Origin of the sequence: Variovorax sp. YR216, assembly GCF_900107745.1 — a bacterium.
Taxonomy (GTDB): domain Bacteria; phylum Pseudomonadota; class Gammaproteobacteria; order Burkholderiales; family Burkholderiaceae_C; genus Variovorax.
Window position 1 is genome coordinate 226,187 of the sequence record NZ_FNRO01000003.1, and the last position, 24,564, is coordinate 250,750.

The following is a 24,564-nucleotide window of genomic DNA, read 5'->3' on the forward strand; positions in this document are numbered from 1 at the left end:
CGATCTCCCGGTGTTCAGGGCATGGTCGCCGTGTAGGTGACCCGGCCATTGTTGACGCCGGCGCCACCGTACGTGCCGGCTGCGACCACAGCGCTGTTCGCGTAGCTGTAGGTCCACTTGCCCTCCTGTCGCACCATCTTGTTGGTGGAGGGCAGAAGCACCGACGAGCCCGCCCCGCCCGTGGCATTGAAGCTCGGGTGGGTGATGCTGCCGTTGTTGAAGTTGGCCGTGGTGCTCCCCAGTGCGCTGCTGGCCACGGTGATCTGGTTCCAGCCGATCTGCTGGCTGGACGTGCCGTTGTTCAGTGCGCCGGTGGTGTTGGAGTTGAGCGTGATGTCGCCCCCATTGCCCATCACCCGCACCGTGACTGCGCCATTGCCCAGGTCGCCGCCGGTGCCCGCCACCGCCGTGCCGTTGCCGACCTGCGCTGCCGGCACGGCGAAGCTGATCATGTCGACCGTGCCGTTGGCGGCATATTCGGTGCCGGTGCCCACGCGCAGGTACAGGATGCGCGGGATGGTCACCACCAGGTCGAGGTTGGCCGTCGCCGTCAGCGTGCCGCTCGCGCCGCTGACGAATTTGGAGTCGGCGTGGGCCGGAGTCAGCACGGTTGCGCCGAGCCCGGCCAGCAGCGCCAGCCGCGCCCAGGTCCACATGATCGGAATGAATCAGCAGGAAGTAGCCGACGCGCTCAGGGCATCGTGGCGGTGTAGGTCACCGTGCCGTTGTTGGTGTTGTTTGCGCCACCGTAGGTACCGGCCGCCACCACGTTCGCGTTCTTGTAGGCATAGGTCCACTTGCCTTCCTGGCGAACCAGGCCGGAACTCGCCGTCAACGTCGTCGCGGTGCCTGCGCCGGTGTTGGAGGCGTTGAAGGCCGGATGCGTGATCCCGACGTTGGTGTAGCCGGTCGTGGTCGTGGCCAGGGGCGCTGTCGCGACAGTGATCTGGTCCCATCCGATGCTCGAGCCCGCGCCGTTGGTCATGGCGCCGCTCGTGGAGGAGTTCAGGCTCACGTTGCTGTTGCCGTTGGCCAGCACGCGAACCGTGACGGCGCCGTTGGTCTGGTCCCCGCTGGCGGCGGTGGCTGCCACGGCGGTGCTGTTGCCAATGCCACTTGCGGGCACCTGGAAGTCCATCAGGTCGACCGTCGTTCCTGCAGCCATGATCGTGCCGGTACCGACTTGCAGGAAGAGCACGCGCGGAACGGTGATCTTGACATCCACTCGGGCCTGTGCGGTGCCGTTGGCGGGGGTGCTGGGGTTCACGTTCGATTCCGCCAGGGCCGCCAGCGGCGAAAGAACTGCTGCAGCGACCGAGACCAGAAGGAGCTTTTTCATGTTTGTTTCCTGAGTGGATTGAGAGGGGGCCGGTGAAAGTTGGTGAGCAAAATGTAGGAGGCCTCCCACGTTCGACGTAGGACATAGTTCTCATAAATGTTCGGGTGAGTACTTTTGAGGGCCTATTTGTGATGTAAGTCTTTGTAGCTGTGGGTAGGCGCCAACTGCGGGCGTGAATTCGGTCACGGTTGGTCGCGTCAAGGGCGTCCAGTAAAGTTGCCTGTTCGCCATCGGCGATGTGTTCACTCTCGACTGACAACGCGTCATGACCATTTCCAAGACCAAACTCCCCTTCCAGGCTGAAGTCGCGCAACTGCTTCACCTCGTCACGCATTCGCTCTACTCGAACAAGGAGATCTTTCTGCGCGAGCTGATCTCGAACGCATCGGACGCCTGCGACAAGCTGCGCTTCGAGGCCATCGACCAGCCGGCGCTCTACGAAGACCAGCCCAATCTCGAGGTGCGCGTGTCCTTCGACCCGGACGCCAAGACCATCACCATCGCCGACAACGGCATCGGCCTCGGCCTGCAGGAAGCCATCGACAACCTCGGCACCATCGCCAAGAGCGGCACCCGCGAGTTCATGAGCAGGCTCTCGGGCGACCAGAAGGCCACAGTCACCGAGCAAGGGCAGCTCATCGGCCAGTTCGGCGTGGGCTTCTATTCGGGCTTCATCGTGGCCGACAAGATCACCGTCGAATCGCGCCGCGCGGGCCTGCCGGCGGCGGAAGGCGTGCGCTGGGTCAGCGCGGGCGCCGGCGACTTCGAAGTCGACAGCATCGACCGCCCGCAGCGCGGCACCAGCGTCACGCTGCACCTGCGCGAAGACGCGGACGAATACCTGAACGCCTGGAAGCTCAAGTCGGTGATCGGCAAGTACTCCGATCACATCTCGCTGCCCATCCTCATGGAGAAAGAGGAATGGAAGGAGGGCGAGGACAACAAGGGCGGCTCGATGGTCAAGACCGGCGAGTGGGAGACCGTCAATCAGGCGAACGCACTCTGGAGCCGCGCGAAGAAGGACGTCACCGAGGAACAGTACGTCGAGTTCTACAAGAACATCAGCCACGACTACGAGGCGCCGCTGGCCTGGAGCCACAACCGCGTCGAAGGCAACACGGAGTACACGCAGCTGCTCTACATCCCGGCCAAGGCGCCGATGGACCTCTGGAACCGCGACAAGCACGCGGGCGTGAAGCTCTACGTCAAGCGCGTCTTCATCATGGACGACGCCGAATCGCTGCTGCCGAGCTACCTGCGCTTCGTCAAGGGCGTGATCGACTCGGCCGACCTGCCGCTCAACGTGAGCCGCGAACTGTTGCAGGAAAGCCGCGACGTGAAGGCCATCCGCGAGGGCAGCACCAAGCGCGTGCTCGGCATGCTGGAAGACCTCGCGAAGAAGCAGAAGACCGGCAGCGAAAGCGGCGAAGGCAAGATCGACGTGGGCTCGGGCGAATCGGTGCCTTCGCCGGAGCCGACCGAGGGAGTGACAGATGTGGTCGACAAGAACGCGCAGCCCACGCCGGCCGCCGAAGCCGCCGCGGAGTTCGCGGACGAATCGGGCAAGTACGCGAAGTTCTACGCCGAGTTCGGCGCGGTGCTCAAGGAAGGCCTGGGCGAAGACTTCGTCAACCGCGACCGCATCGCGAAGCTGCTGCGCTTTGCATCGACCACCAGCGACACCGTGAGCGTGAGCCTGGCCGACTACAAGTCGCGCATGAAGGAAGGCCAGGACGCGATCTACTACATCACCGCCGACACGCTGGCGGCCGCCAGGAACAGCCCGCAGCTCGAGATCTTCAGGAAGAAGGGCATCGAGGTGCTGCTGATGACGGACCGCGTCGACGAATGGGCGCTCAACTACCTCACCGAGTTCGACGGCACGCAACTGCAGAGCGTGGCCAAGGGCGCGGTCGATCTGGGCAAGCTGCAGGACGAAGCCGAGAAGAAGGCGGCCGAGGAAACGGCCGAATCCTTCAAGCCGGTGCTGGAGCGCCTCAAGGAAGCGCTCAAGGACAAGGCCGAGGACGTGCGCGTGACCACGCGCCTCGTCGATTCACCCGCGTGCCTCGTGGTGCAGGACGGCGGCATGAGCACGCAGCTCGCGCGCATGCTCAGGCAGGCAGGCCAGCCGGCACCCGAAGTGAAGCCGGTGCTGGAAGTCAACGCCGAACATCCGCTGGTGAAGAAGCTGGAGAGCTCGGCGCACTTCGACGATCTGGCGAACATCCTGTTCGATCAGGCGCTGCTCGCCGAAGGCGGTTTGCCGGCCGATCCGGCGGCCTATGTGAAGCGCGTGAACGCACTGCTGGCCTGAGGCCGTGCACCCGGCCGATCGGCGCCGAGAGGCGTCTGGTCGGCCCTCCTGAGGAGGCGATATGGATGCCTTGTCAGAGGTCCTGAAGGTCCTGCAATTCAACAGCGCGATCTTCTTCAAGGCCCGGTTTACCGCGCCGTGGTGCCTGGCTTCCCCGGAAGCGGACACGGTGGCCAGGCAGGTCAACGCGGGGTCCGAGCGCCTGCTCTTCTATCACCTGTTCGTGGATGGTTCGTGCACAGTGACGCTGGACGGCTTGCCGCCTCTTCACCTGCAGGCCGGCGACATCATTCTTTTTCCACATGGCGATGCGCACACCATGGCGTCGTCCGCATCGAACGGGCCGATGCCGATGCTCGACGTGCACGGCCTGTTGCGCGAGAGGCCCGAGGAACTGCAGCTCGGCGGCGGCGGTGCGCCGACGCGCATCATCTGCGGCTATCTGTCGTGCGATCCGGTGCTGTGCAAGCCGATCCTCGCGACACTGCCGCGGGTGCTGACGGTCAGCCTGAGGCGGGACGTAAGCACCGACTGGGTGGAGCGTTCCTTCGTCTATGCCGTCGCGGAGGCTGCCGCCACCGAGCCCGGCGGCGAAGGCGTGCTGGCCAAACTGTCCGAAGTGCTGGTGGTCGAGACGCTGCGCCGCTACATCTCCCAGATGTCGGAGGGGAACACCGGTTGGTTCGCCGGCTTGCGCGATCGTGTGGTCAGCAGGAGCCTCGCCCTCATGCACGAGAAGCCGGCGCATCAGTGGACGCTCGAAAGCCTGGCCCATGACGTGGGAACCTCGCGATCGGTGCTCGCCGAGAAGTTCACCCACTACGTCGGGCAGCCTCCGATCCAGTACCTCGTCAAGTGGCGCATGGCGCTCGCGTCGAACCTCCTGCGGCGCAGCGCCCTGAGCATGATGCACATCGCGCTGGAGGTGGGCTATGAAACCGACACGGCCTTCAGCCGCGCCTTCAAGCGCGAGTTCGGCGTGCCCCCGGCCTCCTGGCGCCGCGAACACGGTCTCAAGGGCCCGCCTGATGTCAACGATGCAACACGACCAGTGCGATCAGCCCGAAGAAGCACGCGAACTGGACGAAGAACAACGCAAAGCGCACCGACACCACACGGTCCGTCTGCTCGAAGCAGACATGGACCAGCGACTGGGGGATCCTCGCCGCCAGGATGACCACGCACAGCGCATCCACCGCGGGCTCGGAGATCGAGAACGCGCGCAGCGCATAGACCAGCACCGCGAACACCGGCAGGTTCTCGAGGCAGTTTGCATGTGCGCGCATCGCGCGCCGGTACCAGTCCTGCCCCTCGACAGGATCGGCCGGGAATTCGCTCATTCCCGCCCGGCCCAGGAAGACGCGGCTCAACCTGTAGGCGCCCACCGTGGTGAGCAGAAGAAGCAGGGTCCAGGCCGCGAAACCCAGCAACATCAGTTCCGGCAGCATGTCGTCCTCCTTTGGTGGACCCTGGCGAACCTTGTGGTGGGCTAGTGGCGAGTCACGCTGGACGACGGCGCGGGCACCGCATGGAGCAGCGGCTGCAGTGCGTCCGTCACCCGGGCGGCCTGGCTGTCGTCCAGCACGCCGAACAGGATCTTCTGGAAGCGCGGCGCCGTCACGCCCGACACGATGTACTGCCAGCGATAGGCCTTCAGGATCCCCTCGGCGATGGCCGCGCGCTGCGCATCGTCGTAGCGCATGCCCGCGATCGATCCGAAGTAGCTCGCATCGGCGCTCGCCTGCGCGGTGAGGATCCCGTCCACCGCCACGACCAGGTCGATCAGGTCGCCGACGGCGGCATCGCGCTCGGCGGCGCTGAGGTGCGCGTCCTCGCGAAGGAACTCCAGCTCGTCCAGCATCGCGTGCTGCGACTCTTCCTTCCAGTGGGCCAGGAAGACGTCCTTCCACAGCGCGCACAGGTCGTCCTCCGGTTCGATGCTCGCGCGATAGTGGGCTTGCGTGAAGAGCTCGATGTCCAGCGTCAGCGCGAGGACCGACCAGGCGCTTTTGCTGAGCACGGCCGAGGCGACCGCGTCGGGGTCGGCGGTGGCCATGTACCCCACCGGCATGTCGTCGGCCATCATCGATTCCATGCGACGGAACAGCCGCTGGTGCTTCAGTTCCTCGTCGGTCATGCGGACCAGCGCCTCAAGGGCGGTCTGGTCGCCCAGTGCATGCTGGCGACTGATCTCGAGCATCTTGGCGCCGATGAAGCGCTCCACGAGGCCGAAGATGTAGGCGTAGCTTCGGCCTTGCACCTGGCTGAGCAGGCGACGATCGCCCGGCGTCATGAAATCCAGCTCGTTCACCAGCGACAGGCCCGCCGGCAGGAAGGTCTTCGCGAGATCGAATCGCCGGTTGCGGATGACGTCGTCGTCGATGTCCCAGCGGACGCGCTTGGAGTTCTCGATGACCTTGGCGTACTGGTTTGCAGAAGGAGCGCTTTGCATGATGGCCTCTTTCAATGTCGTTGAAGGAGACTCGATGATCAAAGCGAGGCGCCTGTCAGGTCGGGCCGCGCGTCTGCAAAACTTACCCGATCATCCGGACACGGGCCGTGACGGGATCACGCCGGTCGGCCGTTCAGCCACACGGTCCCGATGCCGCCCAGCCCGATGAGGCAGATGCCGGCGACCGCCCACAGGTCAGGCGCATGGGCGAACAGCAGCCACCCGATCGCCGTCGCGAAAATGATCTGCGCGTAGGCGAAGGGCATCAGCACCGACAGCGGGGCCACCCGAACGGCGCCGGCCATGCAGACATGGCCTACGGTGGCGAACGTGCCCATCAGCAGCAACAGGGCCCACTGCTTGCCGCTCGCGAGGCGAAGCGTCGGTGCGAGATCGAGTGGAAGCGCCCACAGCACCGCGCCCAGTACCGAGGTCACGAGCAGCGCGGACAGAAGGTTCGTGACGACGAGATCGTCCGCGCTGGCGATGCGGCGCGTCACCAGCTGGAAAGCCGCATAGCAGAGCGCGCTGGAGATGGGCAGCAGTGCGCCCCAGCCCAGCGCGCCCGCGCCGGCCGGCCGCACGACGGCGAGCATGCCGGCAACGCCGAGCGCGACCATGGCCCACCGTGCGGGCGAGACTTGCTCCTTGAGCACGAGCGCACTCAGCACGGTGGTCGCCACGGGGGCGAGCAGCATGAGCGCGGTGAACTCGGCCAGCGGAAGATGCTGAACGCCGTAGAACGAGGCCGCCGAGTTGCAGAGCAGCAGGGCGCCGCGGAGACACTGCAGCGCGGGGACCCGGCTTCGGATCTTGAGCGGTCCGCCCCGCAGCAAGTGCCATCCGGCCATGGTGGCGGTCTGGAACATGTAGCGCACCCACAGCAGGACCAGCACCGGAATCGATCCGCCGAGGTATTTGATCGTTGCATCGCTGCCGGCGAACATGCACGTGGTCAGCAGGACGAGCCCGATGCCGGTGCTCAGGTCCGGGGCTTTGGGGGCCTTGTTCGCGGGGGGCATTTTCCGGGAGAGGTGAAGGGGTCGCAGGATGCAGGGACTTGATTGGCGTCAAGTCGCCGGCGATGTGAACTGACTATGCTGGCCGTCATAGCGCCGACGCCTTTTGGCACGTCACATAGGAGTGTGCGCCATGGAACACCCGCTCGACAGTCAATCCTATCTGGAGGCGCCCGCGGTGCGCCGGGTGAGCGTATTGCGGGCCTTCGCGTGGCTGCGATCGGGGGCGCGTGATCTGGTGTTCCGTCCTGGCGTCAGCTTCGGCATCGGTGCGGTGGTGGCCGTCGTGGGCCTGATCCTGATGGCCGCAACTTGGCAGGCCACCTACCTTGCGCCAGCGCTGCTCGGCGGATTTCTGCTGGTGGCCCCGTTCGTCGCGATGCCGCTGTATGCGCTGTCGCGCCAGCGGGAGCAGTCCGCAAAGCCGGATTCCACACTGGCTTTCCGCGCGTGGAAAGGCAACGCCGATTCGATTGCACTGTTCGGTCTGGTGCTCGTGCTGGCGTACCTGGCCTGGGAGCGCCTGGCGGCCATCGTCTTCGCACTGTTCTACACCGAGCAGGTGCAGCATGTGCCGCACCTGCCTCCGGCGCTGCTCCTGTCGGGCCAGGCGCCCAGTCTGGTGCTCGCCTTCCTCGCGGTGGGCGCCACGGTGGCAGTGCTGGTCTTCGCGCTCGGCGTCGTCAGTGTGCCGTTACTGATGGATCGCCCCATGGACGTGATCACCGCGGCGCTGACCAGCCTGCGATGCTGCGCCCGCAATCCGGGTGCCATGTTGCTGTGGGCGGCGTTGATCGCAACCCTGACAGCCCTTGGCTTCGCGACATTCATGCTCGGGCTCATCGTGATCTTCCCGTGGCTTGCGCATGCGAGTTGGCACGCCTACCGCGAGATGGTGGGCACCTGATTCCGCTGCGACGCAATCCATTCGTTCGCTGCGCAAGGTGTACCGAGCGGCGCGTTCCCTACTCGTCCTGAAACCGGTCGCCCGGCGTCAGCGGCGCATGGCGGTAGGTCGCCGGCGTGCGGCTCAGCTTGACCGGCGAGCCGATGCCGCGGTAGCCGCCTTCGAGCTCGACCACCATGCCGCGATGCGCGGTGTGTGGGTGCGTCAGCGCCGCATCCACCGGCAGCACCGGCGCGGCGGGCACGCCGGCCGCCATCAGTGTGTCGACCAGTGAGCGCCCGTCGAAGTCGGCCAGCGCGGCTTCCAGTTGCTGCTTGAGCCCGTCGCGGTTCACCGACCGCTGGCCGGCGGTGGCGTAGCGCGGGTCCTCGGCCAATTCACGCCGCCCGATGCACGCGCAAAAGCTCGCGAATTGTCGGTCGTTGCCCACCGCGACGAAGATCGGATCCGTGCGCGTCTTGAGCGCGTCGTAGGGGTAGATGTTCGGGTGCGCATTGCCGGTGCGTCTCGGCTCGGTGCCGTCCATGAACCAGTTGGCCGCATGCGGATGCAGCAGCGAGAGGCCGCTGTCGTACAGCGCAGCCTCCACGAACTGCCCGCGGCCGCTGCGCTGTCGTTCGTTGAGCGCCAGCAGCACGCCGATCACCGCATTGAGGCCGGTCACCATGTCGACCACCGGCAGGCCCACGCGCAGCGGCCCGCCGTCCGCTTCGCCGTTGATGCTCATGATGCCGGTCATCGCCTGCACCGCCGCGTCGTAGCCGGGCAGGGCGCCGAGCGGACCATCCGCGCCGAAGCCCGAGACGCGGCACCAGATGAGGCGCGGGAAGCGTTTCGACAGCGCCTCGTAGCCGATGCCCCAGCGCTCCATGGTGCCGGTCTTGAAGTTCTCGATCAGCACGTCGGCTTGCGCGACCAGCGCCAGCAGCGCCTCGCGCCCCTCGGGCGTGCCGAGGTCCAGGTGCTGGATGCGCTTGTTGCGGTTGAGCCCGTGGTAGTACGACGCCACGCCGTCGCGGAAGGGCGGGCCCCAGGTGCGTGTGTCGTCGCCTTGCGGCGGCTCGACCTTGAGCACGTCGGCGCCGTGATCGCCGAGGATCTGGCCGCAGTACGGGCCGCCGAGGATGCGGGAAATGTCGAGCACGCGGACGCCCGCGAGGGCGCCGGTGGTGGGGGCATTCGTGGTCATGGGGGCTGCTCCTGGGCCGGTCTCAGTCGAGCTGCGCGCCGGACTGCTTGACCACCGTCGCCCACATGCTCATCTGTTCGGGGATGAATCTGGCGAGCGCTTCCGGCGAAGTCGACGGCGCCGGTTCGAGGCCCTGGCTCGCGAACTGCTGCTTCACCTTCGGCGAGGCGAGCACCTTCGCGAAGGCCTCGTTGAGCTTCTTCACACGGTCCGGCGGCGTGCCGGCCGGCGCGACGATGCCGAAGAACACGCTCACGTCGTAGCCCTTCAGGCCCTGCTCGGCGAGCGTGGGCACGTCAGGCAGTGCCTGCGAGCGCTGGGCGGTGGTCACGCCGAGCGCACGCAGCTTGCCGGACTTGAGGTAGGGCATGGCGGTCAGCACGTCGGTGAAGCTCATGCTCACCTGGCCGCCCAGCAGGTCGGTCAGCGCCGGGCCGGTGCCCTTGTACGGGATGTGCTGCAGGTCCACGCCGGCCATCGAGTTGAACAGCACGCCCGCGAGGTGCGACGAAGCGCCGTTGCCCGACGAGGCATAGCTCAGCTTGCCCGGATTGCTCTTGGCGTAGGCGATCAACTCCTTGACGTTCTTAGCCGGCACCGAGGGATTCACGACCAGGATGTTCGGCAGGTGGCCGACCTGGATCACCGGCGCGAAGCTCTTCGACGGGTCGTAGTTGATCTTGCGGTAGAGGCTCGAATTGATCGCCAGCGGCCCGGAGGTGCCGAACAGCAGCACATACCCGTCGGCCGGTGCGCGCGCGACGAACTCGGCGCCGATGTTGCCGCCGGCTCCGCCGCGGTTCTCCACGATCATCGTCTGGCCGATGTGCTCCTTGATCTCGGCCGCGAGCGTGCGCGCCATCGCATCGGTCGGGCCGCCCGGGGGGAAGGGCACCACCAGCATCAGGGGCTTGTCGGGGAAGGCTCCTTCCGCGTGGGCGGCCGGAACCATGGGCAGCGCCGAGGCGCAGGCGATGAGAAGGGGCGCGAGGAATTTCTTCATGAATGTCTCCTGTCGTTCGTCGTGATCTGGAAAGCGCGGTTTCAGGCGGTGGCGAGCGTGGGCGCTGGCGTCTTGGCGGACCAGTCGGCCGGCACCGCGTCGGGCGTGAGTGGATCGCGCGGCAGCACGCGGTGCAGCAGCACCAGCTGCGCCCAGTCGATGCGCTGCGCCGAGCCGGTGCGCGAGCCTTCCCAGGCCATCGCGATCGCGCTGCAGGTGTGATAGAGCGCAGACGCCGCCTGACGGGCGATCACGTCGCCGCCTTCCTGCGTCGCGGTCGCAGCCAGTGCGCAGGCGCGGGTCAGTGCATCGCGCAGGGCCGCTGCAAAGGCCGGCGCCACCGCGGCCTCGTCGAGCAGCTTGCCGAAGTGCGCCTGCAGTGCCGTCAGCGAATCCTCGCGCTTGATCGCGCGCAGCACGTCGAGCGCGACGATGTTGCTCGTGCCTTCCCAGATCGAGCCCAGGTGCGCGTCGCGCACGAGGCGCGGGTCGGACCATTCCTCGATGTAGCCGCAGCCGCCGCGCACTTCCATCGCGTCGCCGGTCACCTTGCGCGCATCTCGGCAGGCGCGGAACTTGATGAGCGGCGTGAGGATGCGCAGCAGCGGATAGGCGCAGGCGTCGCCGCCGTCCGAACGCGCGAGCGCCAGCGCGGTCTGGAACACCATCGTGCGCGCCTGCTCGGCCGGCAGGCGCAGCTTGGTCAACTGGCGCTGCATCAGCGGCATGTCGGCAAGGCGCTTGCCGAAGGCGCGGCGCTCGCTGGCGATGTACTCGGCCTCGGCGACCGCGCGGCGCATCAGGCCGGCGGCGCGCACGCCGTTCGACAGGCGCGAGTTGTTGACCATGTCGGCCATCTGCACGAAGCCGCGGCCCTGTTCGCCGACGAGGTACGCGATGGCGCCTTCGAGCCGGATCTCGCCGCTGGCCATCGAGCGGGTGCCCAGCTTGTCCTTGAGGCGAATGATGCGGTAGTGGTTGGCGCTGCCGTCGTCGAGCTGGCGCGGCAGGAGGAACAGCGACACGCCCTTCATGCCCGCGGGCGCGCCTTCGACGTGCGCCAGGACCATCGCGAAATCCGCGTCGGGGTTGGAGCAGAACCACTTGTCACCGGTCAGGCGCCACTGGCCCGATGCATCCTGCGCGGCGCGGGTCGCCGTGGCCGCGATGTCGGAGCCAGCGGCCTGCTCGGTCATGAACATGGCGCCCTGCGCCAGCGTGTCGAAGTCGACCGACTGGAAGCGCGGCAGGAAGCGCTCGACCAGCTCGGGGCTGCCGAACTTCTTGAGCGTGCGCGCCAGCGAATCGGTCATCGAGACCGGGCAGCACAGACCGAACTCGGCCTGCACGAAGAGGTAGGTCAGGATGTACTTGACCAGCGGCGGCATCTTGCCCTTCCAGCCGAGCGTCTCGTCGCGGTGGGAGATCGCGGCCAGGCCGAATTCGCTCAGCGCGAGGCGCTCCATCTCGACGTAGGCCGGGTGCTTGATCACCTTCTGGTCGTCGATGCCGGTGCGGGTGCGGAGCTTGAGCGTCGGGGGATTGCGGTCCGCGGTCTGCGCCAGCTCGTCGAGCGGGCCGCCGGCCAGTGCGCCGAGCCGCTCGAAATGCGGCTGCATGTGCCGGGCCAGATCGGGCGGCAGGTACAGCGCGATGAGCCTGTGCAGCTCGGTGTCGGTGGTGAAGAGGTTCTGCCCGTGGCGGTCGGGCACGGGATGGGCGGCGTTCGCTCCGGCTGGGCCGGTCTTCGCTGTGGTGCTGGACATGGCTCGTCTCCTTTGTGGCCGGATGTTCGAGCGCTCGACGATTCTTGTCCAATATCGATTAGGTCTTGATTGATCCGGTTTGCCTATCGTGGGAGACTGCGCCGCATGGAACTGCGACATCTGCGCTACTTCGTCGTGCTGGCCGAGGAGCTGCACTTCGGCCGCGCCGCGCGCCGGCTCTCGATCTCGCAGCCGCCGCTGAGCGTTGCGATCCGGCAGCTGGAGGAATCCGTCGGCGCCCGCCTGTTCGACCGCAACAGCAAGGAGGTGCGGCTAACCCCGGCGGGCGATGCCCTGCTGCTGTCGGCGCGCGCGCTGCTGCGGCAGGCCGAAGAAGCGGCGCTCGAGGCGCGCGACGTGTCGCAGGGTTCGGCGGGACGCCTGCGCATCGGCTTCGTCGGCGCGATGCTCTACCGTGGGCTGCCGCAGGCGCTGCGCAAGTTCCAGGCGAAGCATCCCGCGGTGCGGATCACGCTGTCGGAGCTCAATTCGGGCGAACAGATCGCCGAACTGCTGCACGACCGCCTGGACTTCGGCTTCGTGCACACCAGCCGCATGCCGGCGGAGCTGAAGCATGCGCTGCTGGTGTCCGAGCCTTTCGTCGCCTGCCTGCCCGTCGGTCATCGCCTCGCGCGGCGGCGCACCGTGCCCGCGGCGAGCCTGCGCGACGAGCCGTTCGTGCTCTTCTCGCGCAACGTGTCGCCGGACTATCACGAGCGCATCCTGGCCATCTGCGCGGATGCCGGCTTTCGGCCGGAGGTGCGTCATGAAGTGCGCCACTGGCTGTCGGTGGTGTCGCTGGTGTCCCAGGGCATGGGGGTCGCCCTGGTGCCGAACGCGCTCCACCATTCGGCGCTGCGCGGCGCGGTCTTCCGGCCGCTGGAGGAGCAGGTTGCGCAGTCGGAGTCCTATTGCGTGTGGCGCGATGGGCCCGAGAACGCAGTGGTCCAGGCCTTTCTGCGTACCGTGCAGGCAGGACGTGCCGGTTGAATCTCCTCGCTTCCGACCGGCGTGAAGGCCCTTGCCGTCAACGAGGCCAAGGTCATCGTGGCGGTCATCGGGGGCTCAACGCCGCGCGGGCTCGAGGAGGAATCCGGCGAAGAAGTCGCTCAGTTCATCGCGCGCGGACAACGGCAGCACGTGCGCGACGTACTGGTCGGGCCGCACCACCACGATCGCGCCATCGCTGGCGATCCCACGGGCGCTGAAGATGTCATCGCGCGGGTCGACCGCCCACACCTTTTCCCAATCCTGCAATCCCAGCGGCCCCGAGCAGGGACGCAGGATCGCGGGAACCGTGCCGATGTCGACCTCGTGGTGGCCGCTGCGGAAGATGCCGTGCACGTCGACGATCGCGTCCAGGTCCGCGCCCGCGGGGGCGAAGCGCAGCGCGGGTGAAGCGGGCGATTCGGTGAGCCAGCGCGCGAAATCGCTCAGGCCATGGCCGGTGTCGCCGAAGGCGTAGAGGCGCCAGCGCCCGTCGGCGACGTGGACGTGGCCGAGATGCAGCCGCCGGCCGTCGGCGACCCGGACCACCGGCGAGGAGTGGAAGCGGGTGCCGATCTCGAACCCCGTCGCCAGATGCTGGTAGGTGTCGTTCCCGGTCAGCAGCGACGGCTTGTACTTCGTCGCCTGGCCGGCGACGTACCGCAACTGCCGCCCGTACTCCGCCTTCATCTGCTCGGACGTCACGCCGCCGCGTTCGGGATGTGCCGGATCGACGGTGGGCTGGGCGATGAAGGCCGACCAGTGCCGGTCGAAATCGATCAGGTCCTGCGCGACCGACTGGCGCTCGGCCGAGTAGCTGTGCAGCAGCGACGCGGGCGAGCGGCCTTCGAGCACCGCGGCGAGCTTCCAGCCCAGGTTGAAGGTGTCCTGGATCGACACGTTCATGCCCTGGCCGGCCTTCGCCGAGTGCGTGTGGCAGGCGTCGCCGGCGATGAACACATGCGGCAGGCGCCCGCTGGTGTCGCCGACGGGCACGTCATCGAACCGGTCCGTGACCCGCTGGCCCACCTCGTACACCGACGACCACGCGACCGACTTCACGTCGATCGAGTACGGATGCAGGATCGCGTTCGCGACCGCCGTCATCTGCTCCACCGTGGTCTTGCGGATCTTCGAATCGCCCGCGGGCACCTCGCCGAGATCGACATACAGACGCACCATGGTCCCGCCCTCGCGCGGAATCATCAGCAGGCTGCCCTTGCCGGCGGACTGAATCACGTTCTTGGTGCGCCAGTCGGGAAAGTCGGTGTTCGCGAGCACGTCCATCACGCCCCAGGCATGGTTGGCGGCATCGCCGTGCAGTTCCCGCCCGATTGCGCGGCGCACGTTGCTGCGCGCGCCGTCGCAGCCAACGACATACTTGGCGCGCACCGTGAACACCTTGCCCTCGTCAGGGCCACTCACGTGCCGCAGCGTGACCACCGCCGGGTACTCGCCTTCGCCGACTTCGAGGGCGACGCACTCGATGCCGTAGTTGGTGGTGAGCCGGCTCGGCGACTGGGCCATGTAGCGCTGCAGGTACTCCTGCATGCGCGCCTGGTTCACGATGACGTGCGGGAACTCGCTCAGGCCCTCGGGGGCGTCCGGCACCCATCCGGTACGCACGATCTTCGATCGGTCCTGCTCGGACGGACCCCAGAACCGCACCTCGTTGATCCAGAACGCCTCGCGCATCAGCGCATCGGCGAGCCCGAAGGTCTGGAAGGTCTCGACCGTGCGCGACGCGACGCCATCGGCATGGCCCACTTCCAGCGGCCCGGCGCGCCGCTCCACGATGCGGGTGTCGATGTTCGGGAACACCGACAACTGGGCGCCGAGCACCGTGCCTGCCGGGCCCGTACCCACGATCAGCACGTCGACTTCGGCGGGAAGCTCGGCCGTCCGGGCGAGCGCCCGAGGCGCGGCGGGGCGGATATCCGGATCGCCGGGGCGGTATCCATCGCGATAGAACTGCATTGCGTCTGCTCCGATTGAAATGAGGTGGAGGGGATTGCGGTTGATGCACTGATTATCAGTGTGCTGATGATTAGTGTAAGGATAGAATGGGTAGAGATCAATTAAGGGTTAACCCTTATCCCGCCCATGACCCCGACCGATTCATCGAACACCGATCTCCAAGACCTTCCCGGCCACTTCATCCGCCGGCTGCAACAGATCGCCGTCGCGGTGTTCCTGCAGGAAACGGAGCCCTTCGGCGTGACGCCGGTGCAGTACGCCAGCCTTCGGGCGGTCCAGCGCCTGCCGGGAATGGACCAGCGCTCGCTCGCGCGCTCGATCGGGCTCGATACCTCGACGATGGCGGGCGTGATCGACCGGCTGGAATCGCGCGGCCTGATGGTGCGCAGCGCCTCGCCGGACGACCGGCGGGTCCGGCTGTTGAGCCTGACGGACGAAGGAGGGGCCTTGCTCGGCGAGGTCGAGCCGGCCGTGCTACGCGCCCAGAAGCGCATGCTCGAGCCGCTGCCCCGGAAGGATCAGCAGGCGTTCATGCGCATGCTGCGCGAGATCGTCGAGGCCAACAACGACCTCAGTCGCGCGCCAAGCCAAGACTGACGCGGCGGACTGGGCACCTCGAGGCATCAGCTCCTTCCTCGCAATCTCGCGGTTCGCTTCCGTACCTCCCATGCCAGATCCCCGAGCGGGCTCTCCCGCCCAAACAGAATCGACTCCCATGCTGCAGGACATCCGCGCCCATCTCGATGACCTGCTCCTCTTCATCTACGTCATCGATGCCGGCGGATTCAGCGCCGCCGAGCGGCAGACCGGCATCGCAAAATCGCGGCTGTCGCGTCGGGTGGCGGCACTCGAGCGCGCGCTTGGGGTGCGGCTGCTGCACCGGTCGGCGCAAGTCTTTGGCCTCACGCCGATTGGCGAGACGGTGCTCGCGCATGCGCGCGAGGCGGCCGCGCACGTGGACAAGATCGGGGCGCTCACGCGCAATGCCGTGGCTGAGCCATCGGGCGTGATCCACCTCCACACCTCCACGCTGATCGCCGAGACCACGCTCCCGTCGATCCTGGCCGAGTTCGCGCGCGCATATCCGCGCGTGCAGGTGCAACTGACGCTCTCGAACCGCTTTGTCGACCTGGCCGAGGAGCGCCTTGACCTGGTCATCCGTGCAGCCGTCGTGCCGCTCGCCTCGCAGGACGTGATCGCCGTGCCCGTGGCCATGTCCGCGTCGATCGTGGTGGCGCATCCATCGTTGCTGGAAGCCGACGGACCACCCGCAAGTCTCGACGCGCTGGCTGGGTATCCCTGCCTCGCGCAAGGTACGCTGGCGAATCCGCGACCATGGCAGTTCTTCGACGAAGACGATAAGCCGATGGATATCGCTGTGATGCCGGGCATTGCCGTGGACAACCTGCTGGTCATTCGCGAGCTCGCGATGCGCGGCGCCGGAATGGCGCAGTTGCCGACCTACCTTTGCCAGGACGCCATCGATGACGGCACTCTGGTGCCTGTGATGCCAGCCCTGCGCTCCCGCCCGGCCACGCTGTACGCGATGTACCCGAGCCGGCGCGGCATGACGTCCGCCGTGCGGGTATTCCTCGAACTGTTGCGCGCAAGGTGGCCGTTCGATCCGACCCTCACCTGATCCCTCGCACCCGGCTGAGCGGCCCATTCCCCGCCGTTCCTTCGCTGGGCGCGTTCCAGTTCCGGAACGCCGCGTTTCAGAACGCCGGCTTCCCACCACTGGACCGAGCCGATAACGTTCTCGCCATGGATGGGGCCCTTCGGCGCCCGCACCTTAACGGAGAACACGATTCATGCCCCTGCAAGACAAAGTCGCCGTCGTATCCGGTGCCTCCCGCGGCATCGGCCGAGCGACCGCGCTCGCCCTGGCTGCTCGCGGCGCCAGCGTGGTGGTGGTCTACCGCCAGCAGCGCGACGCTGCGCGGGCCGTCGTCGACGAGATCCGGAGCGCCGGCGGCCGCGCGCATGCGTTTCAGGCGGACGTGGGCCGGGCCAACTCCGTCCGCGCGCTTGCCGACGTCATCGCTGACGAGCATGACCGCATAGACATCCTCGTCAACAATGCGGGCGTGTTCGGGGCGCGGCCTATCGGCGAGCTGGACTCCGCATTCTTCGATGAACAGTTCCACAACAACACGCTCAGCGTGATGCTGATGACGCAGGCGTTCGCACCGCTGTTCGGCGCGGCTGGGGGCAGCATCGTCAACGTGTCGAGCAACCTCGCCCGTGCGCCCAGGGCCGAGACTGGCGTCTACTCGGCCAGCAAGGCGGCGGTGGACGCGCTCACCCGCGCCTTTGCGCTTGAGCTCGGGCCGCGCCGGATCCGCGTCAACGCCGTCGCGCCCTTCATCACGCGCACCGACATGACCGACGGCATTCCAGAAACGCGTCTGGAACACGCGCGCGAGAAGACGCCGCTGGGCCGGCTGGCCGAGCCCGAGGATATTGCCAATGCCATCGCGGCGCTGGTGTCGCCAGACATGGCGTGGGTCACCGGGCGCTCGCTGCTGGCCGACGGCGGCTTCACCGACTAAGTGAGGACCGGCCCATGATCCGTCCTGTCTGCCGCGCGCATGGAGTTCTATCGATTCCCCCCCCATTCGTTAGTAAGGCACTTTCGCAATCCCGTCACGACTCACATAAAGGTCAAGTAAATGAGCAAGCAGATTTTCGTTAACCTGCCGGTGAAGAATCTAAAGCGATCAAAGGCGTTCTACGAGGCCATTGGCGCAGTCAACAATCCCGCATTCAGTGATGAGACCGCAGCGTGCATGGTGATCTCTGATGCGATTTACGCCATGCTTCTCACGCACGAAAAATGGCGCCAATTCACGAGTAAACGGATCGTCGACGCGCACGCGGAAGCACAGGTATTGCTGTGTCTGTCAGCCGATAGTCGCGAAGAGGTGTCCAGTTTGGTTGATAGGGCGAGTGGTGCTGGCGGCAAAGCGGATCCCACGCCTGTACAGGATTTCGGCTTCATGTATGGGCGCAGCTTCGAGGATCCCGACGGTCACATTTGGGAGGTGATGTGGATGGATCCCAACGCAGTTCCGCCCCACGCCTGAGCCGGTCGCGAGGACCATCGCACCTCGCGCGATCGGGGTCGGGATGTGCGCTCGTTGCGCAAGGCCCTCAAGCACAAGGTGCACTGAGCGGGGCCCGGGTCAGGCGTAGAGAGGCTCTTCCGCCATCGACTCGCACTGGTCCTGCAGCATCTGGATCTGCCCCTTCCAGTAGTCGCTGGTGCCGAACCACGGGAAGTTGATCGGGAAGATCGGATCCTCCCAGCGCCGCGCGAGCCAGGCGCTGTAGTGGATGAGCCGCAGCGTGCGCAGCGGCTCGATCAGCGCGAGCTCGCGCCGGTCGAAGCTGCGGAACTGCTCGTAGCCGTCGAGCAGGCCGCTGAGCTGGCCGGTGCGCTGGGCCCGGTCGCCCGAGAGCAGCATCCACAGGTCCTGCACCGCGAAGCCGGTGCGTGCGTCGTCGAGGTCGACGAAGTGCGGACCGCCGTCTGGGCGGTCGGTCGGCGTCCAGAGGATGTTGCCCGGGTGCACGTCGCCGTGCAGGCGCAGCTTCGCGAGCGGCGGATCGGCATCGCCCGGCCCGTCACCGAGCGCGGTCGCCGCGATCATCCCGAATGCTTCGTTGCACGCAGTCTCCCATTCGCGCTGCACGTCGAGCGGCACCATGTGGTGCCCGATCAGCCAGTCGCGCGAAGCAATACCGAAGGTCTGCAGATCGAGCGCCGGTCGCGCCAAGAACGGCTTCTGAGCGCCCACCGCATGAATGCGCGCGAGAAAGCGGCCGATCCATTCGAGCACCTCGAAATCGTCCAGCTCCGGCGCGCGCCCGCCGCGATAGGGGCTCACGCTGAAAGCGAAGCCGCCGTGATGGTGCAGCGTGCGGCCCTCGATCGCCATCGGCGCAACGGCCGGCACTTCGGCCGCCGCGAGTTCGGTCGAAAAGCCGTGTTCCTCGAGGATCGCGGCTTCGCTCCAGCGCCCGGGCCGGTAGAACTTGACCACCACCGGCACCCGGTCTTCCAGGTACACCTGATAGACGCGGTTCTCGTAGGAATTGAGCGCGGTGAGCCGGCCGTCGCCGTGCAGGCCGAGCGTGGCCAGTGCGTCGAGCACCACGTCCGGCGTGAGGCTCTCGTAAGGATGGGCGTTGGCGGGTGCCGCAGAGGGGGTCATGCGGCCATTGTCGCTAGCTTGCGGCCGGATTCCTCACGAGCGACAGGATGTGCCCGACGCGCGGATCGCCCTTGCCGCCCAGCACATGCGCATACGCGGCCTGCGCCGCGGCGTCGCCGTCGTGATGTTCGACCCGCAGCCACGGCGTCTTGTCGTCCGTCACGCGCCCGGTGAAGTGGCGCCAGGCCTGGGCGAGGCGCTGGCCGAAAGCCTCTTCGCCCCATTCGCCAACGCGCTTCTTGATCTGCGCCGGTGCGAAGAAGAAGGCGGCACGGGGGCCCGGCAGGTCCTTGGCGCTGCCGCTCGGCGCGAGCTGCCCGACATGCGTGCCGCCGATCACCGCGCTGTGCCTGAGTTGCGTGAAGCGTGTGTGGATCGCCCGGCGCAATTCGCCGTCGCCCGCGAAGTCCACGTACACGCAGGGGGTGTCCGCGGGAATCTGGTCGAGCTCGCCGTAGGCAAGCACGCGGTGGTAGCAGCCGAGGCTCGCGCAGAAGTCCTTGTTGGCCGCCGAGGTCAGGCCCACGACCTGGATGCCTTCGCGCTGCGCAAGCTGGAAGGCGGTGCCGTACGCCGTCTTGCTCGACGCGCTCGACAGCAGCACCGCGCCCGGACGCGCGCCGAAGAAGTCGTTGTCGTCCAGGAAATCATCGATGAGCCACGACGTGATGAAGAGCGGCCGCAACAGCGACTGGATGTCTTCGGTGCCGGCGGTGTAGAGCGGGTCGGATTGGCAGCGGAAGTACTGGTTGTAGACCGCCGGCAGCGCCGCCCGGTGCGCCGCGCCTTCGGAGATCAGGCCGGGCGTCAGGCGCCTGGGCGTGAGCACCGCGCCCGAGGCCATCGGGAAGTAGCCGTACAGCCGCTCGCCGACCGCGACACCTGGGTGCAGCGAAGCGACCACCGTCGCGAAACCCCACACCGGGATGATTCCCCAGCCTTCTTCGCCGCTCGGGTAGAACTGCCAGTAGCTCATCGAGTCGCCGAACGCGGCGTAGGTGATGTTGTTCGAGGTGAGGGCGAAGCTGTCGATGCGCACGCGGATCTGCCCATCGGCGAGACGCTGGTCCTCGGCGGTGTGCAGGCGCGTGGAAGAGAGGTCGTCCTTGCGGACCAGGAAATGGGTCGTGCTCACGAGGTTCTCCTGTTGCCTTGGGCGGGGAGCACCTTAGCGCAGCGGGGCGTCCGTTGCATGAAAAAAGCCCGCCGGGCCGTCGCGTTGGCGACGCTCCGACGGGCTCCGGGAGCCGTCTGGCGCGGATCAGTTGATCGCGAGTTCGACTTCGACGTTGCCGCGCGTGGCGTTGGAGTACGGGCACACCTGGTGCGCGGTCTCGACCAGCAGCTTCTTCTGTGCGTCGTCGAGGCCGGGCAGCGTGATCGCGAGCTTGACCGCGATGCCATAGGCCGCGCCGCCGTCGATCGGGCCGAGCGACACGCTGGCGTCGACCGCCACGTCTTCCGGCACCTTGACGCTGATCTTGGACGACACCGCCTTCATCGCGCCGATGAAGCAGGCCGAGTAGCCGACCGCGAAGAGCTGCTCGGGGTTGGTGCCGGGCTTGCCGGAACCGGGCGGGTTGAGCTTGACGTCGAGCGCGCTGTCGCTGCTCTTGCCGGCGCCGCCGTCGCGGCCGCCCGTGGTGTGGGCTTGCGCGGTGTAGAGGACCTTGTCGAGTTTCTTGACCATGATGCTTCCTTCAGGTTGGTGGGTGGAATGGAACGGGAAAACGCTTGGCTACGCCGCCTTGATGCGGTCGCGCAATTGCTGCACCTGCTGCGTGAGCGAGGCGATCTCGTCGAGCGAGCATTGCGAGGCGGCCAGGAGACAGGCGGGAACGCTGGCGGCGCGGGTCTTGAGCTTGCGGCCGGCGGCGGTGAGGTTGACGTGCACGCGGCGCTCGTCCGCCACGTCGCGGATGCGGGCCACGAGGCCGTTGGTTTCGAGGCGCTTCAGGAGCGGTGTGAGCGTGCCGGAATCGAGCGACAGCTTTTCGCCGAGTTCGGACACCATGAGGCCGTCGCGCTCCCACAGCACCAGCATCACGAGGTATTGCGGGTAGGTGAGCTTGAGCTTTTCGAGCAGCGGCTTGTACAGCTTGGTCATCGCCAGCGATGCGGAATAGACCGCGAAGCAGAGCTGGTTGTCCAGTCGGAGCATCTCGTCAGCAGAGGGAGCGGAGGAGGCCGGGGTACGCATGGATCGAATTGTAGCCATCAATTAAATTGCGTGCAATTGAATTTGTAGCGAGATGTTTGACGGCGCTCGCTGGAGGTGGCCCGAAGGCCACCCCCCGGGCTCAACGCCCGCTGAAGCGCGCCGGACGCCGCTCGATGAACGAGCGAACGCCTTCCGCTGCGTCCTCGCTGTTCGCGAGCTGCTGCTGCACCGGGATGAAATCCTCGACCGCCGCGAGGGGGCCCTTCTCGATGGCCTTCATCACGTTGAGCCGGGTCGCGACCACCGCGAGCGGGGCCTGCGCCGCGATGCGTTGCGCGATGCGCAGGGCTTCGTCGAGCTCCTTCCCGGCAGGGACGACTCTCTGCACGAAGTTGAGCCGGAAGGCTTCGGCGCTGCCGAACTCGTCGGCCGTGAGCAGGTGCAGCATCGCGTTGCCCAGCCCCGCGCGCTCGGCCATGCGCAGCGTCGCGCCGCCGGTGGCCATGATGCCGCGCTGCACTTCCATCTGCGAGAAGCGGCAGTTGTCCGCCGCGACCACGATGTCGGCGCCGAGCATGAGCTCGATGCCCACGGTGAAGCAGATGCCCTTGACCGCGACCACCATCGGCTTGGTGCGCCGGCGATAGCCGGGCAGGCCGAAGTCGTGCGGCTCGACCAGCCCTTGCGGGACGGCCTTCTCGCCGCGCTTCATGAACTCGGTGACCGCCGGCAGGTCCAGCCCCGCGGTGAAGTGGTCGCCGAAGGCATGGAGCACGCCCACCCGCAGCGAGGGATCGTCATCGAGCCGCGTGTAGGCCTCGGCGAGCTGGCGGAACATCGGCGGCGTCCAGCCGTTGCGCTTGGCGGGGCGGTTGATGCCGATCAGCAGTACGTGGTCGAGCACCTGCGTGTCGATGCAGCCCTCGTGCGGCGGCGTGGTGGGCGTGGCGGTCATCCGGTTTGTCTCCTTTGCTGTCGATGGCGTACGGGGTTCAGTACGTGTACACGCCTCTTCCAGTCTTGCGGCCGAGTTGACCCGCCGCGACCATTTCCTTCAGCAGCGGGCAGGGGCGGTACTTCGAGTCGCCGAACTGCTCCAGGTACACCTCCATCACCGCGAGGCAGACATCCAGCCCGATCATGTCCGCCAGCGCCAGCGGGCCGATCGGCTGGTTGCAGCCGAGCTTCATGCCCGCATCGATGTCTTCCGCCGTGGCGATCCCTTCGGCCAGCACGAAGAAGGCCTCGTTGATCATCGGCACCAGGATGCGGTTGACCACGAAGCCCGGTGCGTTCTTCACCGTGATCGGCGACTTGCCCAGCCGCTCGGCCAGCGCCTTCACCGTGTCGTGCGTCGCGTCGCTGGTGAGGTAGCCGCGGATGATCTCCACCAGCGCCATCATCGGCACCGGGTTGAAGAAGTGCATGCCGATGAAGCGGTCCGGGCGCGAGGTTGCGGCGGCCAGCTGGGTAATCGAGATCGACGAGGTGTTCGACGCGACGATCACCTCGGGCGGCAGCAGGGCGTCCACCTGCTTGAGGATCTTGAGCTTGAGCTCGTGGTTCTCGGTCGCGGCCTCGATGACGAGCTGCGTGCTCTTCAGGTCGTCGTAGCTGGTCGAGCCCTTGATGAGCGCCAGTGCGGCGCTCTTCTGGGCTTCGGTGAGCTTTTCCTTCTTGATGAGCCGGTCGAGGCTGCCCGCCACGGTGGCGATGCCCTTGTCGACGGCTGCCTGCGCGATATCGATCATGACGACGTTGACACCGGCCACCGCGCAAGCCTGCGCGATGCCGTTGCCCATCGTTCCTGCACCAATGATGCCGACGGTCTGAATGGTCATGGAATAGCTTTCCTTGAGATGAAAAATGAAGGGGCGCCGAAAGCACTGTGACGGCGCCGCGTGCACCGATTGTGAAACAGCCCCGGGTGGTGCCCGTTGCCGCGTGTGACAGCCCGGGGTGAATTACAGTGCCGCGTTCACTCTGTAAGCGACGGAACCGCACCATGACCACCCTCGGCACGCCCCTTTCCCCCTCCGCCACCCGCGTGATGCTCCTCGGCTCCGGCGAGCTCGGCAAGGAAGTCCTCATCGCCCTCCAGCGCCTCGGCGTGGAGACCATCGCGGTCGACCGCTACGAAAACGCGCCCGGCCAGCAGGTCGCGCACCACGCCCGGACCATCACGATGAGCGACCCAGACCAGCTCAAGGCGCTGATCGAGGCCGAGAAACCCCAGCTCGTCGTGCCCGAGATCGAGGCGATCGCCACCCCGATGCTCCAGCAGCTGGAGGACGCCGGCGTGGTGCGGGTGATTCCCACCGCCCGCGCGGCGCGCCTCACGATGGACCGAGAAGGCATCCGCCGCCTCGCCGCCGAAACGCTCGGCGTGCCCACCAGCCCCTACAAGTTCTGCGATTCGCTCGCCGAGCTGCAGGCCGCGATCGACGGCGGCATCGGTTATCCCTGCATCGTCAAGCCGGTGATGAGCAGCTCCGGCAAGGGCCAGAGCAAGATCGACGGCCCCGCCGACGTGCAGAAAGCCTGGGACTACGCCATGGCCGGCGGCCGCGTGAGCCACGGCCGCGTGATCGTCGAGGGCTTCATCGACTTCGACTACGAGATCACGCTGCTCACCGTGCGCGCGCAGGGTACCGACGGCGCGGTGCAGACGCAGTTCTGCGAGCCGATCGGCCATGTGCAGGTCAGCGGCGACTACGTCGAAAGCTGGCAGCCGCATCCCATGTCGCCGGTGGCGCTCCAGAAGGCGCAGGACATCGCCCGCGCGGTGACTTCCGACCTCGGCGGCCAGGGTCTTTTCGGCGTGGAGCTGTTCGTGAAGGGCGAGCAGGTCTGGTTCAGCGAAGTCAGCCCGCGCCCGCACGACACCGGCATGGTGACCATGACGACCCAGTGGCAGAACGAATTCGAGCTGCATGCCCGCGCGATCCTCGGGCTGCCGGTCGACACCGGCCTCAAGAGCCCGGGCGCGAGCGCCGTGATCTATGGCGGCGTCGATGCCACCGGCATCGCCTTCGACGGCGTCGCGCAGGCGCTTGCGGTGCCGGGCACCGACGTGCGGCTTTTCGGCAAGCCCGAGAGTTTCGTCAAGCGCCGCATGGGCGTGGCGCTCGCGCACGCCGCCGATGTCGACACCGCGCGCCGCAATGCCAAGGAAGCGGCGTCACGCGTCAAGCCTCGCCAAGCCTGATCTGATTCCACATCAACCGGAG

Annotated in this window: 23 protein-coding genes and 1 pseudogene; 9 read left to right on the top strand and 15 right to left on the bottom strand. The window is 66.9% G+C overall.

The features are described 5' to 3' along the window. Positions 1-14: 14 nt before the first annotated feature. Positions 15-656, bottom strand: coding sequence for a hypothetical protein (locus BLW05_RS10955; protein WP_093162501.1), 642 nt, complete (start codon positions 654-656; stop codon positions 15-17). 35 nt (positions 657-691) lie between these two features. Beyond that, a complete protein-coding gene (locus tag BLW05_RS10960; RefSeq protein WP_093162503.1) occupies positions 692-1,339 on the bottom strand; it encodes a hypothetical protein in 648 nt (215 codons plus the stop codon). 265 nt (positions 1,340-1,604) lie between these two features. Between BLW05_RS10960 and htpG the strand changes: the two genes are divergently transcribed. Both htpG and BLW05_RS10970 read left to right on the top strand, forming a co-directional pair. Then, positions 1,605-3,656 (top strand): molecular chaperone HtpG, encoded by a 2,052-nt coding sequence (htpG, locus tag BLW05_RS10965; RefSeq protein WP_093162504.1) that lies wholly within the window; start codon positions 1,605-1,607, stop codon positions 3,654-3,656. Between the two features lie 61 nt (positions 3,657-3,717). Then, a pseudogene (locus tag BLW05_RS10970) lies at positions 3,718-4,647 on the top strand (AraC family transcriptional regulator); the annotation flags it as partial. Between the two features lie 40 nt (positions 4,648-4,687). Here the strand turns inward: BLW05_RS10970 and BLW05_RS36405 are convergent. The 3 genes from BLW05_RS36405 to BLW05_RS10985 all read right to left on the bottom strand — a co-directional run bounded on the left by BLW05_RS36405 (position 4,688) and on the right by BLW05_RS10985 (position 7,130). Next, on the bottom strand, positions 4,688-5,104 hold the full coding sequence (locus BLW05_RS36405) for an MAPEG family protein (protein ID WP_093162506.1): 417 nt from the start codon (positions 5,102-5,104) through the stop codon (positions 4,688-4,690). 41 nt (positions 5,105-5,145) lie between these two features. Next, positions 5,146-6,108, bottom strand: a complete 963-nt coding sequence (locus tag BLW05_RS10980) for a hypothetical protein (RefSeq protein ID WP_093162507.1) — start codon at positions 6,106-6,108, stop codon at positions 5,146-5,148. A gap of 116 nt (positions 6,109-6,224) precedes the next feature. Continuing rightward, positions 6,225-7,130, bottom strand: a complete 906-nt coding sequence (locus BLW05_RS10985; protein WP_093162509.1) for a DMT family transporter — start codon at positions 7,128-7,130, stop codon at positions 6,225-6,227. 130 nt (positions 7,131-7,260) lie between these two features. Between BLW05_RS10985 and BLW05_RS10990 the strand changes: the two genes are divergently transcribed. Next, positions 7,261-8,034 carry a DUF2189 domain-containing protein gene (locus tag BLW05_RS10990; RefSeq protein ID WP_093162510.1) on the top strand — a complete coding sequence of 258 codons (774 nt, stop codon included), beginning with the start codon at positions 7,261-7,263 and terminating at the stop codon, positions 8,032-8,034. A gap of 58 nt (positions 8,035-8,092) precedes the next feature. Here the strand turns inward: BLW05_RS10990 and BLW05_RS10995 are convergent, their stop codons facing one another. From BLW05_RS10995 to BLW05_RS11005, 3 genes are read right to left on the bottom strand one after another with little or no spacing between them, the layout of a single operon-like run. Next, the gene (locus BLW05_RS10995; protein ID WP_093162511.1) at positions 8,093-9,223 is read right to left on the bottom strand and encodes a CaiB/BaiF CoA transferase family protein; all 1,131 of its coding nucleotides are present in this window, start codon (positions 9,221-9,223) and stop codon (positions 8,093-8,095) included. Between the two features lie 22 nt (positions 9,224-9,245). Further along, positions 9,246-10,226, bottom strand: a complete 981-nt coding sequence (locus BLW05_RS11000) for a Bug family tripartite tricarboxylate transporter substrate binding protein (protein ID WP_093162513.1) — start codon at positions 10,224-10,226, stop codon at positions 9,246-9,248. A 41-nt stretch (positions 10,227-10,267) separates the two neighbouring features. Next, positions 10,268-11,992: an acyl-CoA dehydrogenase family protein gene (locus tag BLW05_RS11005; RefSeq protein ID WP_093162514.1), complete on the bottom strand. Its 1,725-nt coding sequence runs from the start codon at positions 11,990-11,992 to the stop codon at positions 10,268-10,270. Positions 11,993-12,097: 105 nt separating this feature from the next. Here BLW05_RS11005 and BLW05_RS11010 point away from each other — a divergent pair, with 105 nt between their 5' ends. Further along, complete coding sequence (locus BLW05_RS11010) at positions 12,098-12,982, top strand: LysR family transcriptional regulator (protein WP_093162515.1); 885 nt, start codon at positions 12,098-12,100, stop codon at positions 12,980-12,982. A 75-nt stretch (positions 12,983-13,057) separates the two neighbouring features. Here the strand turns inward: BLW05_RS11010 and BLW05_RS11015 are convergent, their stop codons facing one another. Next, complete coding sequence (locus BLW05_RS11015) at positions 13,058-14,956, bottom strand: FAD-dependent monooxygenase (protein ID WP_093162516.1); 1,899 nt, start codon at positions 14,954-14,956, stop codon at positions 13,058-13,060. A gap of 126 nt (positions 14,957-15,082) precedes the next feature. Here BLW05_RS11015 and BLW05_RS11020 point away from each other — a divergent pair, with 126 nt between their 5' ends. From BLW05_RS11020 to BLW05_RS11035, 4 genes are all read left to right on the top strand, one after another. After that, a complete protein-coding gene (locus BLW05_RS11020) occupies positions 15,083-15,553 on the top strand; it encodes a MarR family winged helix-turn-helix transcriptional regulator (protein WP_093162518.1) in 471 nt (156 codons plus the stop codon). 118 nt (positions 15,554-15,671) lie between these two features. After that, on the top strand, positions 15,672-16,595 hold the full coding sequence (locus BLW05_RS11025) for a LysR family transcriptional regulator (RefSeq protein ID WP_093162519.1): 924 nt from the start codon (positions 15,672-15,674) through the stop codon (positions 16,593-16,595). Positions 16,596-16,767: 172 nt separating this feature from the next. Beyond that, a complete protein-coding gene (locus BLW05_RS11030; protein WP_093162520.1) occupies positions 16,768-17,508 on the top strand; it encodes an SDR family NAD(P)-dependent oxidoreductase in 741 nt (246 codons plus the stop codon). 120 nt (positions 17,509-17,628) lie between these two features. After that, on the top strand, positions 17,629-18,042 hold the full coding sequence (locus tag BLW05_RS11035) for a VOC family protein (RefSeq protein WP_093162522.1): 414 nt from the start codon (positions 17,629-17,631) through the stop codon (positions 18,040-18,042). A gap of 99 nt (positions 18,043-18,141) precedes the next feature. On the opposite strand, the gene BLW05_RS11040 is transcribed toward BLW05_RS11035, so the two are convergent. From BLW05_RS11040 to BLW05_RS11065, 6 genes are all read right to left on the bottom strand, one after another. Beyond that, positions 18,142-19,173, bottom strand: coding sequence for a serine/threonine protein kinase (locus BLW05_RS11040; RefSeq protein ID WP_093162523.1), 1,032 nt, complete (start codon positions 19,171-19,173; stop codon positions 18,142-18,144). 13 nt (positions 19,174-19,186) lie between these two features. Next, entirely contained in the window at positions 19,187-20,308 is a 1,122-nt protein-coding gene (locus BLW05_RS11045) for a DUF2855 family protein (protein ID WP_093162525.1), read from the bottom strand. Positions 20,309-20,434: 126 nt separating this feature from the next. Beyond that, positions 20,435-20,863 (bottom strand): organic hydroperoxide resistance protein, encoded by a 429-nt coding sequence (locus tag BLW05_RS11050; protein ID WP_093162526.1) that lies wholly within the window; start codon positions 20,861-20,863, stop codon positions 20,435-20,437. A 48-nt stretch (positions 20,864-20,911) separates the two neighbouring features. Next, on the bottom strand, positions 20,912-21,334 hold the full coding sequence (locus tag BLW05_RS11055) for a MarR family winged helix-turn-helix transcriptional regulator (protein WP_305516313.1): 423 nt from the start codon (positions 21,332-21,334) through the stop codon (positions 20,912-20,914). Positions 21,335-21,473: 139 nt separating this feature from the next. Next, positions 21,474-22,289: a crotonase/enoyl-CoA hydratase family protein gene (locus tag BLW05_RS11060; RefSeq protein ID WP_093162530.1), complete on the bottom strand. Its 816-nt coding sequence runs from the start codon at positions 22,287-22,289 to the stop codon at positions 21,474-21,476. 37 nt (positions 22,290-22,326) lie between these two features. Beyond that, the gene (locus tag BLW05_RS11065; RefSeq protein ID WP_093162531.1) at positions 22,327-23,175 is read right to left on the bottom strand and encodes a 3-hydroxybutyryl-CoA dehydrogenase; all 849 of its coding nucleotides are present in this window, start codon (positions 23,173-23,175) and stop codon (positions 22,327-22,329) included. 164 nt (positions 23,176-23,339) lie between these two features. Here BLW05_RS11065 and purT point away from each other — a divergent pair, with 164 nt between their 5' ends. Next, complete coding sequence (purT, locus tag BLW05_RS11070; protein WP_093162533.1) at positions 23,340-24,542, top strand: formate-dependent phosphoribosylglycinamide formyltransferase; 1,203 nt, start codon at positions 23,340-23,342, stop codon at positions 24,540-24,542. Positions 24,543-24,564: the final 22 nt, after the last annotated feature.

What these genes read in the sequence shown, in the direction of transcription:
- BLW05_RS11015 (WP_093162516.1), bottom strand. Translation starts at nt 14,956, where the DNA reads ATGCAGTTCTATCGCGATGGATACCGCCCCGGCGATCCGGATATCCGC.
- BLW05_RS10960 (WP_093162503.1), bottom strand. Translation starts at nt 1,339, where the DNA reads ATGAAAAAGCTCCTTCTGGTCTCGGTCGCTGCAGCAGTTCTTTCGCCG.
- BLW05_RS11025 (WP_093162519.1), top strand. Translation starts at nt 15,672, where the DNA reads ATGCTGCAGGACATCCGCGCCCATCTCGATGACCTGCTCCTCTTCATC.
- BLW05_RS36405 (WP_093162506.1), bottom strand. Translation starts at nt 5,104, where the DNA reads ATGCTGCCGGAACTGATGTTGCTGGGTTTCGCGGCCTGGACCCTGCTT.
- BLW05_RS11020 (WP_093162518.1), top strand. Translation starts at nt 15,083, where the DNA reads ATGACCCCGACCGATTCATCGAACACCGATCTCCAAGACCTTCCCGGC.
- purT (WP_093162533.1), top strand. Translation starts at nt 23,340, where the DNA reads ATGACCACCCTCGGCACGCCCCTTTCCCCCTCCGCCACCCGCGTGATG.
- BLW05_RS11030 (WP_093162520.1), top strand. Translation starts at nt 16,768, where the DNA reads ATGCCCCTGCAAGACAAAGTCGCCGTCGTATCCGGTGCCTCCCGCGGC.
- BLW05_RS10955 (WP_093162501.1), bottom strand. Translation starts at nt 656, where the DNA reads ATGTGGACCTGGGCGCGGCTGGCGCTGCTGGCCGGGCTCGGCGCAACC.
- BLW05_RS11005 (WP_093162514.1), bottom strand. Translation starts at nt 11,992, where the DNA reads ATGTCCAGCACCACAGCGAAGACCGGCCCAGCCGGAGCGAACGCCGCC.
- BLW05_RS11050 (WP_093162526.1), bottom strand. Translation starts at nt 20,863, where the DNA reads ATGGTCAAGAAACTCGACAAGGTCCTCTACACCGCGCAAGCCCACACC.
- BLW05_RS11055 (WP_305516313.1), bottom strand. Translation starts at nt 21,334, where the DNA reads ATGCTCCGACTGGACAACCAGCTCTGCTTCGCGGTCTATTCCGCATCG.
- BLW05_RS11035 (WP_093162522.1), top strand. Translation starts at nt 17,629, where the DNA reads ATGAGCAAGCAGATTTTCGTTAACCTGCCGGTGAAGAATCTAAAGCGA.
- BLW05_RS10990 (WP_093162510.1), top strand. Translation starts at nt 7,261, where the DNA reads ATGGAACACCCGCTCGACAGTCAATCCTATCTGGAGGCGCCCGCGGTG.
- BLW05_RS10995 (WP_093162511.1), bottom strand. Translation starts at nt 9,223, where the DNA reads ATGACCACGAATGCCCCCACCACCGGCGCCCTCGCGGGCGTCCGCGTG.
- BLW05_RS10985 (WP_093162509.1), bottom strand. Translation starts at nt 7,130, where the DNA reads ATGCCCCCCGCGAACAAGGCCCCCAAAGCCCCGGACCTGAGCACCGGC.
- BLW05_RS11000 (WP_093162513.1), bottom strand. Translation starts at nt 10,226, where the DNA reads ATGAAGAAATTCCTCGCGCCCCTTCTCATCGCCTGCGCCTCGGCGCTG.
- htpG (WP_093162504.1), top strand. Translation starts at nt 1,605, where the DNA reads ATGACCATTTCCAAGACCAAACTCCCCTTCCAGGCTGAAGTCGCGCAA.
- BLW05_RS11040 (WP_093162523.1), bottom strand. Translation starts at nt 19,173, where the DNA reads ATGACCCCCTCTGCGGCACCCGCCAACGCCCATCCTTACGAGAGCCTC.
- BLW05_RS11065 (WP_093162531.1), bottom strand. Translation starts at nt 23,175, where the DNA reads ATGACCATTCAGACCGTCGGCATCATTGGTGCAGGAACGATGGGCAAC.
- BLW05_RS11060 (WP_093162530.1), bottom strand. Translation starts at nt 22,289, where the DNA reads ATGACCGCCACGCCCACCACGCCGCCGCACGAGGGCTGCATCGACACG.
- BLW05_RS10980 (WP_093162507.1), bottom strand. Translation starts at nt 6,108, where the DNA reads ATGCAAAGCGCTCCTTCTGCAAACCAGTACGCCAAGGTCATCGAGAAC.
- BLW05_RS11010 (WP_093162515.1), top strand. Translation starts at nt 12,098, where the DNA reads ATGGAACTGCGACATCTGCGCTACTTCGTCGTGCTGGCCGAGGAGCTG.